Source organism: Litoreibacter roseus (assembly GCF_009811795.1).
Taxonomy (GTDB): domain Bacteria; phylum Pseudomonadota; class Alphaproteobacteria; order Rhodobacterales; family Rhodobacteraceae; genus Litoreibacter; species Litoreibacter roseus.
In genome coordinates this window covers 859,419-873,071 of record NZ_BLJE01000002.1, presented here as the reverse complement: position 1 = coordinate 873,071, position 13,653 = coordinate 859,419, and the positions used below count along the sequence as shown (strand labels likewise).

The window sequence follows — 13,653 nt, the reverse complement described above, 5'->3', positions numbered from 1 at the left end:
TGTCATCAACTTCGCGGATCAACCGTGAGCAAAATAAGGAGCGTGTCAGATGGACCTGATCGCACAACTGGAAGCCGAGCAAGTCGCAGAACTTGCGAAGGACATTCCTGATTTCAAAGCGGGTGATACCATCCGCGTCGGTTACAAAGTGACCGAAGGAACGCGCAGCCGCGTTCAAAACTATGAGGGTGTCTGCATCGCCCGTAAAAACGGAGACGGCATCGCCGGCTCGTTCACCGTTCGCAAGATTTCCTTTGGTGAAGGTGTGGAGCGCGTGTTCCCGCTGCATTCCACCAACATTGACAACATAACCGTTGTCCGTCGCGGCCGCGTTCGCCGTGCGAAACTGTACTATCTCCGCTCACGCCGCGGTAAATCGGCCCGGATCGCGGAAGTCACCAACTACAAGCCCAAAGCTGGCGCTGAAGCGTAAGGAGCGGATGTCATGAAAAAAGATACCCATCCCGAGTACCACATCATCGACGTCAAAATGACGAACGGGGATGTTGTTCAGATGAAATCCACTTGGGGCGCTGAAGGCGACCAACTGGCTTTGGACATCGACCCTTCCGTGCATCCGGCCTGGACAGGCGGCAACCAGCGTCTGATGGATACCGGCGGTCGCGTCTCGAAATTCAAAAACAAGTATGAAGGGCTGGGCTTCTAAACCCCCTCTTCAGTATTCGATCTTAGGGTCGCAGCTTGTGCTGCGGCCCTTTTTATTTGTCCCTTTGACGCTTCGGAACCCACAGGAAATATACAAACACCTCCTGATAGCGCTTCACCTGAAACCAACCACAGCATATAGGTTTTGTACGCCCTGACGCGGGCGCAAGTCCAAGAGGCAGACGACAATGGCATCCCACATCATCGTGTTTGGCAACGAAAAGGGTGGCTCTGGCAAGTCGACCAATTGCATGCATGTGACGACTGCGCTGGTGCGCATGGGGTTTTCAGTAGGCGCGCTTGATCTGGACCTTCGCCAGCGCAGCTTTTCGCGTTACTGCGAAAACCGCATCTCACAATCCGAGAAGCATAAACTGAGCTTGGCAGTCCCGGATATCGTCGAATTGCCTGAGATCGCTCCCGCTGATCTTGCCGAGGGCGAAAATGTCTACGACCGCAGGCTGACGGAAGCGGTGGCCGCGATGGAGGGCAGTTACGATTTTATCGTGATCGACTGTCCCGGTTCGCATACACGCCTGTCTCAGGTCGCCCATTCACTTGCCGATACCCTTGTCACGCCCCTGAATGACAGTTTCATAGACTTTGATCTATTGGCCCGGATCGAACCCGAGAGCCAAAAAATCATCGGTCCATCAGTCTATTCGGAAATGGTGTGGTCCGCCCGACAGTTGCGCGCGCAAGCCGGGCTGAAACCAATGGACTGGATCGTCGTGCGCAACCGTGTTGGTACGCAGCGGATGCACAACAAGAAGAAGATCACCGACGCAGTGGAATCTTTGGCGAAGCGCATTGGATTTCGCGTAGCACCGGGTTTCTCCGAGCGGGTCATTTTTCGGGAGTTGTTTCCACGGGGCCTTACCCTGCTGGATCTGGCAGATATCGGGGTGAAGAACCTCAACATCTCCAACATTGCCGCCCGGCAAGAGGTCCGCGAACTCGTTCGCGCCTTGAAACTGCCGGGCGTATCTATCGATTTCTAGATCAGTTCAGGATGACCGGAAGGCGAGATCCCTGAGCAGGCTCCACGAGCGCTGCATTCTCTTGGCTCATCAGACTGCGCACGTATCCAGAGATACCGCTCGCCGCATCAGGATTTTCGGCCAGATAATCAGCCGTCATATCGCTCATCCCCGTTTGAATATCTTGGTACGTAAAACTCCCTGCGGACATACCAGCGTACACAAGCGCACTGGCTGACACAGAAAAGCCGAACCAGAAGAGTTGAAACTTCTTATATATTGCAAAAATCATGTCTTATCCCCTTACCTCAAGCGGATTATTGCCGAGAACTTGGGTGATTTCTCGGCTGAAATACGGCAGGAAAAGGGCGGACCAGAGATGTAAAAACGACGGAATGATTAAAAAACGACACGAATTCAGCGCTGCAAGCTCGGTAAAGAGCGAATGCCGCGCTATCTCTCAAGACGCATTCAGGAAGTCTCCAAGCGCCTCTAGCTCCATCGGCCGAATCTCATGTCCACCCTCATGAACCGCTGACGTGACATCCGCTTCCTGGTCTTGAAAATATGAAATCAGCGCCCCCGAGAGGGGCCATGGGCAAATCGGGTCGCTCTGACCCGCAGTGATTAGCACACGGCGCCCGGCCAAATCCGAAACGGGCTCAGGCGTCCATGGAATAAGTGGATGCAGCAGGGCAATCCGATCAAACATCTCCGGATATGCCAATGCAACGGATGCCAGAATATTCGCGCCATTCGAATATCCTATGCCGTAAACAGGGCGCGGCCCTGCTCTGCCTACACGGTCGCGAATGAAGTCCGTCATCTTTTCAGTTCTGTGGTGCAGATCAGACATGTCATACACACCTTCGCCGGTTCGCTTAAAAAACCGATTGGCCCCCTGCTCGGACACATCGCCCCGAGGGGACACAATTCCCGCACAGGGCATCAACTGCTCCACCAACCCAAAAAACTGGTTCTCATCGCCACCCGTTCCGTGAAACGCAAACACAAGCGGCGCATCGTCTTCCGGCGCTTTTTCTCTACTCAGATAAGCATCTTGCTTCATCAGAAATCCCCTTTTTAGGCTGATGGGGCAGCAAGCCACCCCACCGTCGCGTCAGTCGACAATTGGGCTCAGATGTTTCTCAAGCCGATCCCGGAGTGGTTCATGTTGCGAGGGCAGCTTGAGCGCTTCGCCCAGATGCGCCGGGTCTTCGTCGCGATCAAATCCAGGTTCGTTCGTTGCAACCTCGAAGAGGACACCGCCTGGCGTTCTAAAATAGATTGCCCAAAAGTAATCACGGTCGATAACGGGCGTGACTTGATATCCTGTGTCGATCAGCGCCTTGCGGACATTCAGCTGCGCCGCACGATCTTCGACAGCGAAGGCGATATGATGAACGGACCCCGCCCCTTGGTGGGCGTCAGCAGCGTCTGGCTTCAGATCAACATCGATGACATCGGCGCCGTTCCCACCGTCAATCGCATAACGGGTGATGTCGCCGTCCGTGTCGACCTTCTCATACCCCATGAATTTGAGCAGCTCATCCGTTCCGCCATCATTCCGCAAGCGCATGCTTGCCCCGTGGAACCCATGGATGCCTTCTGCAGAACCAACACCATTGCCCGTCCAAGGCGCACGTTCATCATCATCCACCTCCACCAGCGCAAACCCGTCACCATCCGGCCCGTCAAACATCAGCCGTGTCTCACCAAACCGATCCGCTTGGGCGAGCCCGGTTACACCATGCTCAACCAATCGCTCTTTCCAGAACCCAGTCGCCCCCTTCGGGACGGCAAATGTTGTTTCGCCGACCTCACCGACACCCGGTTTGCCCTTCGTGATGTGAGGAAACGGGAAATAGGTCATCACTGAGCCCGGCGTACCGTGCTCGTCCCCATAGTAGAGGTGGTACACATCCGGCGCGTCGAAGTTGACGGTCTTCTTTACGCGTCGCAGTCCCAGCGTTTTGGTGAAGAAGTCACTGTTCTCTTGGGCGTCGGCTGCCATGGAAGTGACGTGATGCAGTCCTTTGATCTCTTTAAGCATTGCTTCTCTCTTTCCAGCGCCCAAAAGCTATTGTGCGAGCGCCTATGAACAATTGGCTTGGTCAAAAAATGGCATCTTCTTTGCAAAAGAGAATACGTATAGTTGTTCGAAGTTTATTGCATATTATGAAATAATAATTGGATGTCGGATGTTGCGACCCTAAAAGTGTTTCTGACCGTGGCAGAAGAGCAGAGCTTCTCAGCCGCGGCACGACTCCTGTCGATGACACCTGCATCCGTGACAAGGGCTATCGCCGGGCTGGAGGCAGAACTTGGGGTTCAGTTGCTGCTGCGGACTACGCGGAAAGTGTCCCTTACGTCTGCTGGGGCGGTCTACGCGGCGCGGGTTAAACCATTGGTATTGGCTTTCGATGCGGCATCCGAAGCTGTCCGAGAAGAGGACGGGATCACGTCCGGCCTGATCCGGATCAGCGCTCCGCTGTCCATGGGGTTGCGGTTGTTGCCCGACGCTGTTCGACAATTCAGAAGCTTGCATCCAGCCACCCATATCTCACTGAACCTGAGCGATCATTTCGTCGATATCCTGTCGGGTGCGTTTGATTTGGCCATCCGGATCTCGACGGCGCCAACAGACAAATCCACCATATGGCGCAAGATTTGTCCTGTTCCACGTTGCTTGATTGCAAGCCCCAAATATCTGGAGAAACGCACGAAGCTGCAAATGCCCGACGACCTGTCCAAGCTGGCCTGTCTGGCTTATGCGGAAAGTGGTCTTACCGAGACGTGGACATTGTCAAAGGATCAGAGCACGCGAACGCTTGTTGCAGGATCGACATTTAGCTCCAACAGCGGCGATATGCTGCGCGCGTTGGCCGTTGATGGCGAGGGTGTCGCGCTTCTACCAGAATTTCTCGTTGAGGAAAATCTGCGGAATGGCTCCCTGATCCGCGTGCTGCCCGATTGGCAGCCGACAGAACTGTGGCTGACGCTGTATTATCCACCGTATGAGAAATTGCCCCTACGCGTCGCGACATTCTCGGACTTTTTCGAGAAATACGTGAACGACAGGCCACCGCTGACCTCATAGTGCGTCGGCACACCAGCCACCCTGTTGTGTGCCAAACCACTGCGAGAATGATATTCTAAACTAGCGCGCAGTATCATCGAGCAGCTCAGTTGAGGGGACTTCTTACCCCCACAGCTGGCTAATGCCATCACCTGCGACGTGGCCTTAGCATCGGCTTCAGTGGCCGAAATACGCGGTGCTTGCACCGAGTATCCCAACTGCGATGAGGCTCAGAGCCCACACCAAATCGAGGTTGAACCATGTCCTGCTCAAGAACTTGAGTCCCAACCACACATAGATAAGCGCGGCAATGGCACCCCCCGCGCATGTCATTGCAAGCGTGTGTACAAACGCGACCGCAAATGCAGTTTTGACGTTATCGCCCATTAACTTCTGCGCAGCGAGATGTCCGATGTCGTCAGCGCTCATCCCACAGATACCGAGAAAAATAGGAACCAGCATGAGGCCTGCGCCGTGGGCCATCGCCGCGAGAAACGACCATAAGACAAGACGAGTGGGATGGACGCGCGCGAGGATCTTGGGATGTCGGCGGTTTATCAGCAGATATACCCCCATTGCGATGACCAGCAGACCAGCGCCGATGCGTATTTCCACCGCCCACGTGATCAACGTCAGCATCAACGAGAAGGGAAGCAGAATAGCGATCATCGCCAAGAAATGACCGGCCGCCAGCATCAAAAGCGCCCTCGGCATCGCGCCATGCCGACGTTCCATGAGGGCGGCCGAGACTGCAAGCGGCCACCCCATGCCGGGGTTCGCCCCGTGATAGAAACCAGAAAAAATGACGGCCCACCAAAGCGCCGTCATTGAGGTCGTGTCCGACACGCGTCAAACTGACGGATAACAGAAGCTGTCCGTCGAGCAGTCCCCACCTTCCAACCGGATCTGATGCGACCTGAGGCCCTTGGGAAAATCGATGTAAAAGTCTCCATCGAGTTCAAGACCGCCATCCTCGCCGACACGGGCCATGACCATTTGTCCCCCCTCGTCATCCGGATAGAACTGATCGTCCCACGTGGAATACAGAGAGTTTGTCCAGTATACGCGTTTTCCATCGCGGCTGACCTCTACCATTTGAGGGCCATATACGAAGTCCTTGCCATTGGGATGTTTCGTGCCGCGCGCGATGCCACCGATCTCAACCTTACCGGCTAAGATCGGGTCCATAGGGTCCGAGACGTCGTATTGATGCATCTCGCCAAGCCCCCAACAGGCGACATAGAGATATTTGTCGTCAAGGCTCAGGTCGATATCGGTAACCAGAGGTGGCACAGCCTCAAACCCTTGCAGCAGCGGCGGCAGGTTCTCAGGTTTCTCTGGACGGGGGTCTATAGTGATCGTCTTTTTCGCCTGCCATGTTCTGTCATCGCCACGCCACCATGTAAAGATGGCGCCTTGCAAATTCGTAGTGTCCACAACCACGCCGCAAAAGCCATAGGACTTCGTGGGATCGTGTGCCGGTCGTATCTCCAGCGCCATCTGATAGTTCTCGCCGAAGTCGATGGTCTGGATATTCTTGCGGGCCCGCAGATCCCAGAAATGGATGGAGTGCCCGTATTTGTTCGATAGCAGATCTTCTGCGACGACTCCGTTTTCAAATTGCGGCGGCAGCCCCCACTCGGAACTGACCATGTAGTCCTGAGGCAGGTTCCACCAGAAATCGTAGTGTTTGTCCTGCTTACCACGATCCATCTCATAGCGCCCGATCACCTCGAACGTCTCGCAGTCCATGATAAAGATCCCCGGCGGGCCGTCTGTGCCATCAGGTCCTGCCCCACCCAAGGTCGAGACGTAAATCCCCTCCGGTCCGCAATGAATTGTGTGAGGCCGGGAATAGCCTGTTTTCTCAAACACCTCTTCGGGCTCAATCGTCTTGTGGATATGTGCCTTCAGCGGATCTTTCACGTCGATGACATAAATGCGCGATGAGCGGATGCCGGGAACAATCAGATAGCGGCGCTCCAGAAACGCATGTCCCGTAAGCGGAGATAGGGAAGATGAACAGGCGTTCCATCCAAAATGGTGAAACTCGTCACCTTTGTTCGGGACCATCACTGTGTGAACAATTTGCCCGTAGGTGTCTGAGTCCGGTTTCAGATCAATCACCGCGATACCATCCGATTGAGAACCGTCGGGACTGAGCATCACGGTGAAAGCATAGTTTTCAACGGGGGCCTGCATCGCAAGCTTAGGCGATGCGTGAAACGTTGGATCAGGTCTCAAGTTCATGTCTTTCCTCCCAGTTCAGTTGATGCGCCCTATTTACGGGTCACTGGTTTTGGGCCTCAGAAAGCCATACGAACGCCGGGCGACGGGGACGTGAACGACGTGCGGCCTACCGGTTGGGTGGTGTAGTTGTTTGGCTTAAGCAGACCCAAGGCCGCTTGCGCTGACACGGCAAAAACGCGGCCATCCGAGGCCGGGATGTGCGCCATAAGACTGGTCAGATGCTTACTCAGCATGCCGATGCACTCCCCATTGCGAGGCAACACATCAGATCGTGATAGTATTTCGCGTCAAAGCAAGAAAATTCTACCGGGCGCCATCTGTCCTAAGAACGCGACTTAACGCATTCTGATCGAACCAGACCGCCTATTTTACTCAGGACAAGAGGTCCTGAATGCATTTGGAGAGCGTGCCTTCATCCACCGGTTTGGTCAGGATCGGGACTGCCCCAAGGTTTTTCGGCAAATCAATTGACGATCCGTAGCCTGTCACAAAAACGAACGGAATTCCTTGTTCGATCAAACGCTCCGCGATGCCGAAAGAGACTGTGCCCCGTAAGTTCATATCGAGAACGGCGAAATCAAACCCGCCCTTTTCGACAAGCTTCAACCCCGCCGGATAAGAAGATGCAGTCTCGACATGCTCGGTCCCGATGCGCGTCAGGCTTTCCATCATGTCCATAGCGAGAACGACATTGTCTTCCACCAGAAGAACCGTTTTGCCGGTCGCCGCCTTTTCAATCTTGGCCACACTGCCAACAAGCTTCGAGGTGGTTTCACCTTCTAACTCAACGAGATTCTCATCTGGGATGTCGAATTCGAACTGAACGCCCGCTGGCTCAAAGCTCAGCTTGGTGTCCCCATCAAGTTCGAAGGGAATGGCCTTCTCGATCAGCGAACGCCCGAACCCGTGGCGTTCGGGATCTGCTACATTGGGGCCCCCAAGTTCGCGCCAGCTGAAATGGAGCCTACTGTCCGAGACAGACCATTTGATACGCACAATCCCGGCTTCGGTAGAGAGCGCACCGTATTTCACCGCATTCGAGACGATCTCGTGGAGCACAAGTGCGATCATCGGCGCAACATCAGCCCGCAACCCGACCAGAGGCCCGGACATCAGAACTTGCGAACTGTCCTCGTCCAAAAACGGATCAAGCTCGGTCTTCAAGATACCGCGCAACGAAACCCCCTTCATGGAATTCGACACGGCCAGATCGTGGGCCGCCGCGAGCGCCGAGATCCGCTGCTCCAATGCGATCGCGTAGCTTTCAAGCGAAGCAGACGAGGCTTTGGCTTGCCGCGACAGGGATCTGATAAGGGCGAGGATATTTTTGACCCGATGATTGAGTTCGGCGATCATCAGATCTTGCTGGCGTTGATGGGACACAAGATCTTTGTGCCGCATCAGTTGCACGCGTTCGCCCTTCGCTGTGATCTGGGTCAAAAGGATCTGCAGTTCCCGCGCCGCCGCAAGATCTGCTGACTCCCATGGATCGCTGAATCCCTTTTGGCTTTCGACATAAGCATCGAAGGAGCCGCGCGGCGTGATGCGGGGACCAAGCGGACCGGCTTCCATCTGCTTTTCGGGCTTGCCCGCCCAGTTCAGCTTCCGAATTTTCTCGTCGCGGAAGAAGAACAATTGCATTGGGTAGGCCGCCGTGGCGCGGATCAGCAAAGTGCCTGCGCTGTGTCCCAGGTCCTCTTTATCGATTAGCTTACATTGGGATAGATTTGTGACCGCGTAGACCACGTCTTCGTTGTCCGGGTCATGCATGCCAATCGCCGCGATGGCCTCATTGCTCGGCGTGCTCCGGTACGTGAGCGTCTTGCCTTCGTAGGTGATCGCCAGACCATCGCAGTCGATGACTTGGCCGAGAATTGGTGCAAGATCGGGAAAGGAATGCAGCAGATCAGTTTTTGCGTCTGTTTCCGCCAGCACCCGCTCCCGCGCTTCCGCCGCTTTATGACGGCGGACGGTGTCCTCGAGATCAAGCCTCTGCTTGATCAGCAAGGAAACCATCTGACCAAAAAGCTCTACAGCAATACGAACATCAGACGACACGATCTTCGAACTTTGGTGGTGACAGGCGAACATCCCCCAAAGCTTGCCATCGACGATGAGGCCAAGCGTAAGGGTTGCCCCGACCCCCATGTTGGAAAGATATTCAACGTGGATGGGGGATATGCCCCTGAGATGGGCCAGCGCCATATCCAGCGGTGGGGATTTCTCATCAAAGGCGAATACGGGGACCGGCGATTGAGCCACGTCCACGAGCATTCGCAACGGGTTCTTCACCTGAAGGGCGCGTGCCTGCTCGGGCACATCCCAAGCCGGATATCGCAAGCCCAAAAAGCTATCCACGCTGCTGTTGCGTCGTTCCGCGACAACTTCGCCGTCACCGTTGGCCTCGTAGCGATACGCCATCACACGATCAAAGCCGGTAAGAGCACTTAGGGCGGAAACGCTTACCTCAAGCATTTGGGCAATCGTTTCACGCGCGCTTACGGCCGACAGGTATTTGCGCGTTTGATCAATCGGCGATTGTAAACTCTGGCCGACGTCTTCGACGCAGGTTTCAAACTCTACAACAGCCTGATCGGAGGAATTTACATGGAGGTAGACCTCAAATTCCCCTTGCGGAAGGTCATAGCGGCCAACCCGTTCACGCTGTGTGCGCGCCGTCGAAATGCTGGCGAGGTTGCGCAAATCATGCACAAGCTGGACGCCAAAAAGCTCTGCAAAGGGACTGCCAAGTATCGTCTTGGGCGTGACATCAAAGTACTCGACGACGTTTGCACTGCAGTAGTCGATCTTGGAAAAATCGCTTGGACCGGCCAAGAGCACGCCAAAGGGCTGAATACGACCGGGCGTGTGGATAGGTTCCAGATCACAGGTGTTCAAGTCCAGCTGAATGCCGCTTTGATCCCGATAATCATCCATAGTATGCCCTGTCGCGCTTCTGGTTCTGTTGCTTGCTTGCGCTTCATTATATCTGCAGCGCGCCAATGAGCCAGCTAGCATTTGGCATATAGGTATCAAGCTGACTGATGCTTAATCTCGCAAGTCTTAACAAGGTCTGAGCGGTGCGTACTCTGATGCAGTCTTGCGGCAAGGTATACTTGCAGCTCACCACGTGCGAAGGGTACCAGACCCGACCCCGACGAGGTTGACATCAATGCAGTCCTGCCACTGTTGGATTGAAATCTCTGTGAGCGAACCACAGGACTCGCGCGCAGCGGTGCTTTGAGGAACACTACGGGACACAGTAACCCAGCCACAACCGGCGCGAGGATACCAGCTGTCAAAATAGAACGACGCTATGGTTCTTTCTCGATCTCACCAGTGCTCGTGACGTTTGCTCCGCCGAGCTTTTATGGTTTTAGGAATTTCGGTTCGGCGGCGCGAACGGCCCGGTCAACATCCCCATGGTCACGTCAAGATCTGTGCCCTGCAGCGAAGATGCAGCATCGGTGGCGAGAAACATGACAACGTCGGCCATTTCATCCGGCGTATTGGTGCGATGGCTCATGTTCAGGGCCTGCGCTTCATCCGGATCTCGACCCTGTGCTTCGATTGACGCACGCCGCATTGGCGTGTCTACACCGCCCGGTGCGATACCCACGACCCTGATGCCAAGCCCGCCATAGTCCATGGACGCGCGTCGGGTCAGGCCTAAGACACCGTGTTTGCTAACCGAATAGGGGCTGATTGTAGGGAACCCACCGTGCGCAGAGACAGATGAATTATTGATGATCACACCGCTAACAGCACCTCGCCGCCACGGGTCATTCCGCAGCATCGACGGGACCTGATGCTTGATCGATAGAAAACCATCCCGCGCGTATTTGTGGCCCATACGTCGTCGAAATCAGCGGTCTCAATTTCAGCCAGAGGTGCATTGCCGGTCAGTGACCGGCGGTGTATTTCATGCCTTTGCCATACGCATGAGGGCGGCAGGGCGCGGCGGCTTGCAAATGTCATCGCTGGAGCTTGATGAATTGGCGCGTGGTATGACCCGGCATCTCGTGCTGACCCGGTTTGGCGGGCACGTGCCGCGCGTGAATGACCATTCCCTTGACCCTGCCCGCCTGTCCCGCGTGATCGATTTTCTCGACGCTCATGTAGCGGATAATCTGGTGCTGTCGGATCTTGCTGGTATCGCGGCCATGAGCCTCTTCACCTTCCATCGAGCCTTTCAAACCGCGACGGGTCTGACCCCACATCAGTTCCAAACAGGCTGGCGCATGGCACGCGCGCAGGTTCTTTTGTCCGAACGGCAGTCTGTCAGTGCAGCGGCCAGAGCAGTTGGCTATTCACCGGGACATGGGTTTCGCCGGGCCTTTGCGCGCTTTGTTGGAATACCGTAACTTTCTATGACATCCCGGCGGTGAGTTTTTTCAGCCATGAGCGCTCGGGCAGCTAGGCCGCCCGAGCGGAAAGCGTTTAGGCCGCAAGGTCGAAACGATCAGCGTTCATGACCTTCGTCCAAGTGCACACGAAATCACGAACAAACTTCTCTTTGTTGTCATCCTGCGCATAAACCTCGGCGTAGGCACGCAAGACCGAGTTGGAGCCGAATACGAGGTCAGCGCTGGTTGCCGTCCATTTGACCTCACCGGTTTTGCGATCCCGGATCTCATACGTTCCGTCTTCCTCCACCGGATGCCAACTGTAGGCCATGTCTGTCAGGTTGACGAAGAAATCCGTGGTCAGCTGGCCTTCCCGATCCGTAAAGACACCGTGCTTTGAACCACCATGGTTCAGACCGAGGACCCTCATGCCGCCAATCAAAACCGTCATTTCGCTGGCGGTGAGACCCAGAAGCTGCGCGCGGTCCAGCATCATCTCTTCGGGTCCGACAGCATAGTTTTCCTTCTGCCAGTTCCGGAAACCATCGGCGAGCGGTTCAAGCACATCGAAAGAGTCCGCGTCCGTCTGCTCGTCCGTTGCGTCCCCTCGACCGGGCGCAAATGGCACTTTGACATCGACACCAGTCGACTTGACCATCTGCTCAAGCGCGACATTGCCGGCCAATACGATGATATCTGCGACAGAAGCGCCGACCTCGGACGCAATGGGTTCGAGAGCACTCAAGACCCTCGACAGGCACTCGGGTTCGTTGCCAAGCCAGTCTTTTTGAGGTGCCAGCCGGATGCGAGCCCCATTTGCGCCGCCTCGCTTGTCAGAACCGCGGAACGTGCGGGCACTGTCCCAAGCGGTCGTGAGCATGTCGGTGGCCGAAAGGCCGCTTTCTGCGATCTTGGACTTTGCCGCGTCCACATCGTACTCAGCGTTTCCGGCCGGGATCGGATCCTGCCAAATCAGATCTTCCTCAGGCACGTCCGGACCGAGATAGTTGACCTTTGGCCCCATGTCGCGGTGGGTGAGTTTGAACCAAGCCCGCGCAAAGGTATCGGCAAAATATTCAGGATCGGCCATGAACTTCTGGCAGATTTCGTTATAGATCGGGTCGACCTTCATCCCCATATCTGCATCGGTCATGATTGGATTGTGGCGAATAGACGGATCTGTGGCGTCGACGGGCTTGTCCTCTTCCTTGATATCAATCGGCTCCCACTGCCAGGCACCAGCTGGCGACTTCTTGAGTTCCCACTCGTAGCCGAACAACAACTTGAAATAATCCATGTCCCACTGGGTCGGATGCGTCGTCCATGCCCCCTCGATCCCAGAAGTAAACGCGTTGGCTGCTTTAGCGTCGTGTTCAGGGTTGGCCCAACCAAACCCTTGCGCTTCCATGCCGGCAGCTTCGGGTTCAACTCCAATGTCATTGACCGCACCGCGACCGTGGGTTTTGCCAACAGTATGGCCACCGCAGGTCAGTGCCGCAGTTTCTTCGTCATCCATTGCCATACGCGCGAAGGTTTCGCGCACGTGCTGTGCTGTCAGAGCGGGGTTGGGCTGCCCATTGATCCCCTCGGGATTTACGTAGATCAAGCCCATGTGCACTGCGGCCAACGGGTTTTCCAGCGTCGAAGCCTCTTCAATATCGTCGTAGCGATTTTCGCTTGGCGCCAGCCATTCGTTTTCTGCGCCCCAGTAGACGTCTGTCTCGGGACCCCAGATGTCTTCGCGACCGAACCCAAAGCCAAAAGTTTTCAGTCCCATCGACTCATAGGCCATATTGCCTGACAGAATGATCAGATCCGCCCAGCTAAGGGCATTGCCGTACTTCTTCTTCACCGGCCACAGCAAACGGCGCGCCTTGTCGAGACTCGCGTTATCAGGCCAAGAATTGAGCGGCGCAAACCGGATGTTGCCCGACCACGCGCCACCGCGACCATCACTCAAACGATAGGTACCGGCGGAGTGCCATGCCAGCCGGATCATCAGCCCACCGTAGTGTCCCCAGTCGGCGGGCCACCAGTCCTGGCTTTCCGTCATGAGAGCTTCGACATCGGCTTTCACAGCTTCAAAATCGAGACCTTTGACTGCTTCACGGTGGTTGTAGTCCGGATCCATCGGGTTGGTGCGGGCGCCGTGTTGATGCAGAATGTCGAGGTTCAGCGCGTTCGGCCACCATTTGGTAACTGGTTTGCCCATCGAAGTATTGCCCCCATGCATGACGGGGCAGCCGCCAGTTGGGTTAACAGTGTTTCCGTCCATGAGAATCTCCGTCTGCTGCATCAGTTGCGTTTTGGCTTAGTCTAGAATCTTTCTAAC

The 13,653-nt window shown here is 55.5% G+C and carries 14 protein-coding genes; 5 read left to right on the top strand and 9 right to left on the bottom strand.

What is annotated here, in order from left to right:
- Positions 1 to 49 precede the first annotated feature (49 nt).
- The 3 genes from rplS to KIN_RS11290 all read left to right on the top strand — a co-directional run bounded on the left by rplS (position 50) and on the right by KIN_RS11290 (position 1,667).
- Positions 50 to 433: a 50S ribosomal protein L19 gene (gene rplS / locus KIN_RS11300; protein ID WP_159806952.1), complete on the top strand. Its 384-nt coding sequence runs from the start codon at positions 50 to 52 to the stop codon at positions 431 to 433.
- Between the two features lie 12 nt (positions 434 to 445).
- Positions 446 to 667, top strand: a complete 222-nt coding sequence (rpmE, locus tag KIN_RS11295; protein WP_159806950.1) for a 50S ribosomal protein L31 — start codon at positions 446 to 448, stop codon at positions 665 to 667.
- A gap of 187 nt (positions 668 to 854) precedes the next feature.
- Positions 855 to 1,667 (top strand): division plane positioning ATPase MipZ, encoded by an 813-nt coding sequence (locus KIN_RS11290; RefSeq protein ID WP_159806948.1) that lies wholly within the window; start codon positions 855 to 857, stop codon positions 1,665 to 1,667.
- A gap of 1 nt (position 1,668) precedes the next feature.
- Here the strand turns inward: KIN_RS11290 and KIN_RS11285 are convergent, their stop codons facing one another.
- The 3 genes from KIN_RS11285 to KIN_RS11275 form a co-directional block, all read right to left on the bottom strand.
- Positions 1,669 to 1,938, bottom strand: a complete 270-nt coding sequence (locus KIN_RS11285; RefSeq protein ID WP_159806946.1) for a hypothetical protein — start codon at positions 1,936 to 1,938, stop codon at positions 1,669 to 1,671.
- Positions 1,939 to 2,106: 168 nt separating this feature from the next.
- Positions 2,107 to 2,715, bottom strand: coding sequence for an alpha/beta hydrolase (locus tag KIN_RS11280; RefSeq protein WP_159806944.1), 609 nt, complete (start codon positions 2,713 to 2,715; stop codon positions 2,107 to 2,109).
- Between the two features lie 51 nt (positions 2,716 to 2,766).
- The gene (locus tag KIN_RS11275; RefSeq protein ID WP_159806942.1) at positions 2,767 to 3,699 is read right to left on the bottom strand and encodes a ring-cleaving dioxygenase; all 933 of its coding nucleotides are present in this window, start codon (positions 3,697 to 3,699) and stop codon (positions 2,767 to 2,769) included.
- Between the two features lie 141 nt (positions 3,700 to 3,840).
- Here KIN_RS11275 and KIN_RS11270 point away from each other — a divergent pair, with 141 nt between their 5' ends.
- The gene (locus KIN_RS11270) at positions 3,841 to 4,746 is read left to right on the top strand and encodes a LysR family transcriptional regulator (protein WP_159806940.1); all 906 of its coding nucleotides are present in this window, start codon (positions 3,841 to 3,843) and stop codon (positions 4,744 to 4,746) included.
- A 156-nt stretch (positions 4,747 to 4,902) separates the two neighbouring features.
- On the opposite strand, the gene KIN_RS11265 is transcribed toward KIN_RS11270, so the two are convergent.
- The 5 genes from KIN_RS11265 to KIN_RS11245 all read right to left on the bottom strand — a co-directional run bounded on the left by KIN_RS11265 (position 4,903) and on the right by KIN_RS11245 (position 10,828).
- Positions 4,903 to 5,553: a hypothetical protein gene (locus KIN_RS11265; protein ID WP_159806938.1), complete on the bottom strand. Its 651-nt coding sequence runs from the start codon at positions 5,551 to 5,553 to the stop codon at positions 4,903 to 4,905.
- 21 nt (positions 5,554 to 5,574) lie between these two features.
- The gene (locus KIN_RS11260; protein WP_159806936.1) at positions 5,575 to 6,975 is read right to left on the bottom strand and encodes a selenium-binding protein SBP56-related protein; all 1,401 of its coding nucleotides are present in this window, start codon (positions 6,973 to 6,975) and stop codon (positions 5,575 to 5,577) included.
- A 56-nt stretch (positions 6,976 to 7,031) separates the two neighbouring features.
- The gene (locus tag KIN_RS11255) at positions 7,032 to 7,208 is read right to left on the bottom strand and encodes a hypothetical protein (protein WP_159806934.1); all 177 of its coding nucleotides are present in this window, start codon (positions 7,206 to 7,208) and stop codon (positions 7,032 to 7,034) included.
- A 139-nt stretch (positions 7,209 to 7,347) separates the two neighbouring features.
- Complete coding sequence (locus tag KIN_RS11250; RefSeq protein ID WP_159806932.1) at positions 7,348 to 9,912, bottom strand: HWE histidine kinase domain-containing protein; 2,565 nt, start codon at positions 9,910 to 9,912, stop codon at positions 7,348 to 7,350.
- 439 nt (positions 9,913 to 10,351) lie between these two features.
- Positions 10,352 to 10,828, bottom strand: a complete 477-nt coding sequence (locus KIN_RS11245) for an SDR family NAD(P)-dependent oxidoreductase (RefSeq protein WP_159806930.1) — start codon at positions 10,826 to 10,828, stop codon at positions 10,352 to 10,354.
- A 118-nt stretch (positions 10,829 to 10,946) separates the two neighbouring features.
- On the opposite strand from KIN_RS11245, the gene KIN_RS11240 reads away from it, so the two are divergent.
- Positions 10,947 to 11,339 (top strand): helix-turn-helix domain-containing protein, encoded by a 393-nt coding sequence (locus tag KIN_RS11240; protein ID WP_159806928.1) that lies wholly within the window; start codon positions 10,947 to 10,949, stop codon positions 11,337 to 11,339.
- A gap of 76 nt (positions 11,340 to 11,415) precedes the next feature.
- Here KIN_RS11240 and katG read toward each other — a convergent pair whose 3' ends face one another.
- Complete coding sequence (gene katG / locus KIN_RS11235; protein ID WP_159806926.1) at positions 11,416 to 13,596, bottom strand: catalase/peroxidase HPI; 2,181 nt, start codon at positions 13,594 to 13,596, stop codon at positions 11,416 to 11,418.
- Between the last annotated feature and the right edge of the window lie 57 nt (positions 13,597 to 13,653).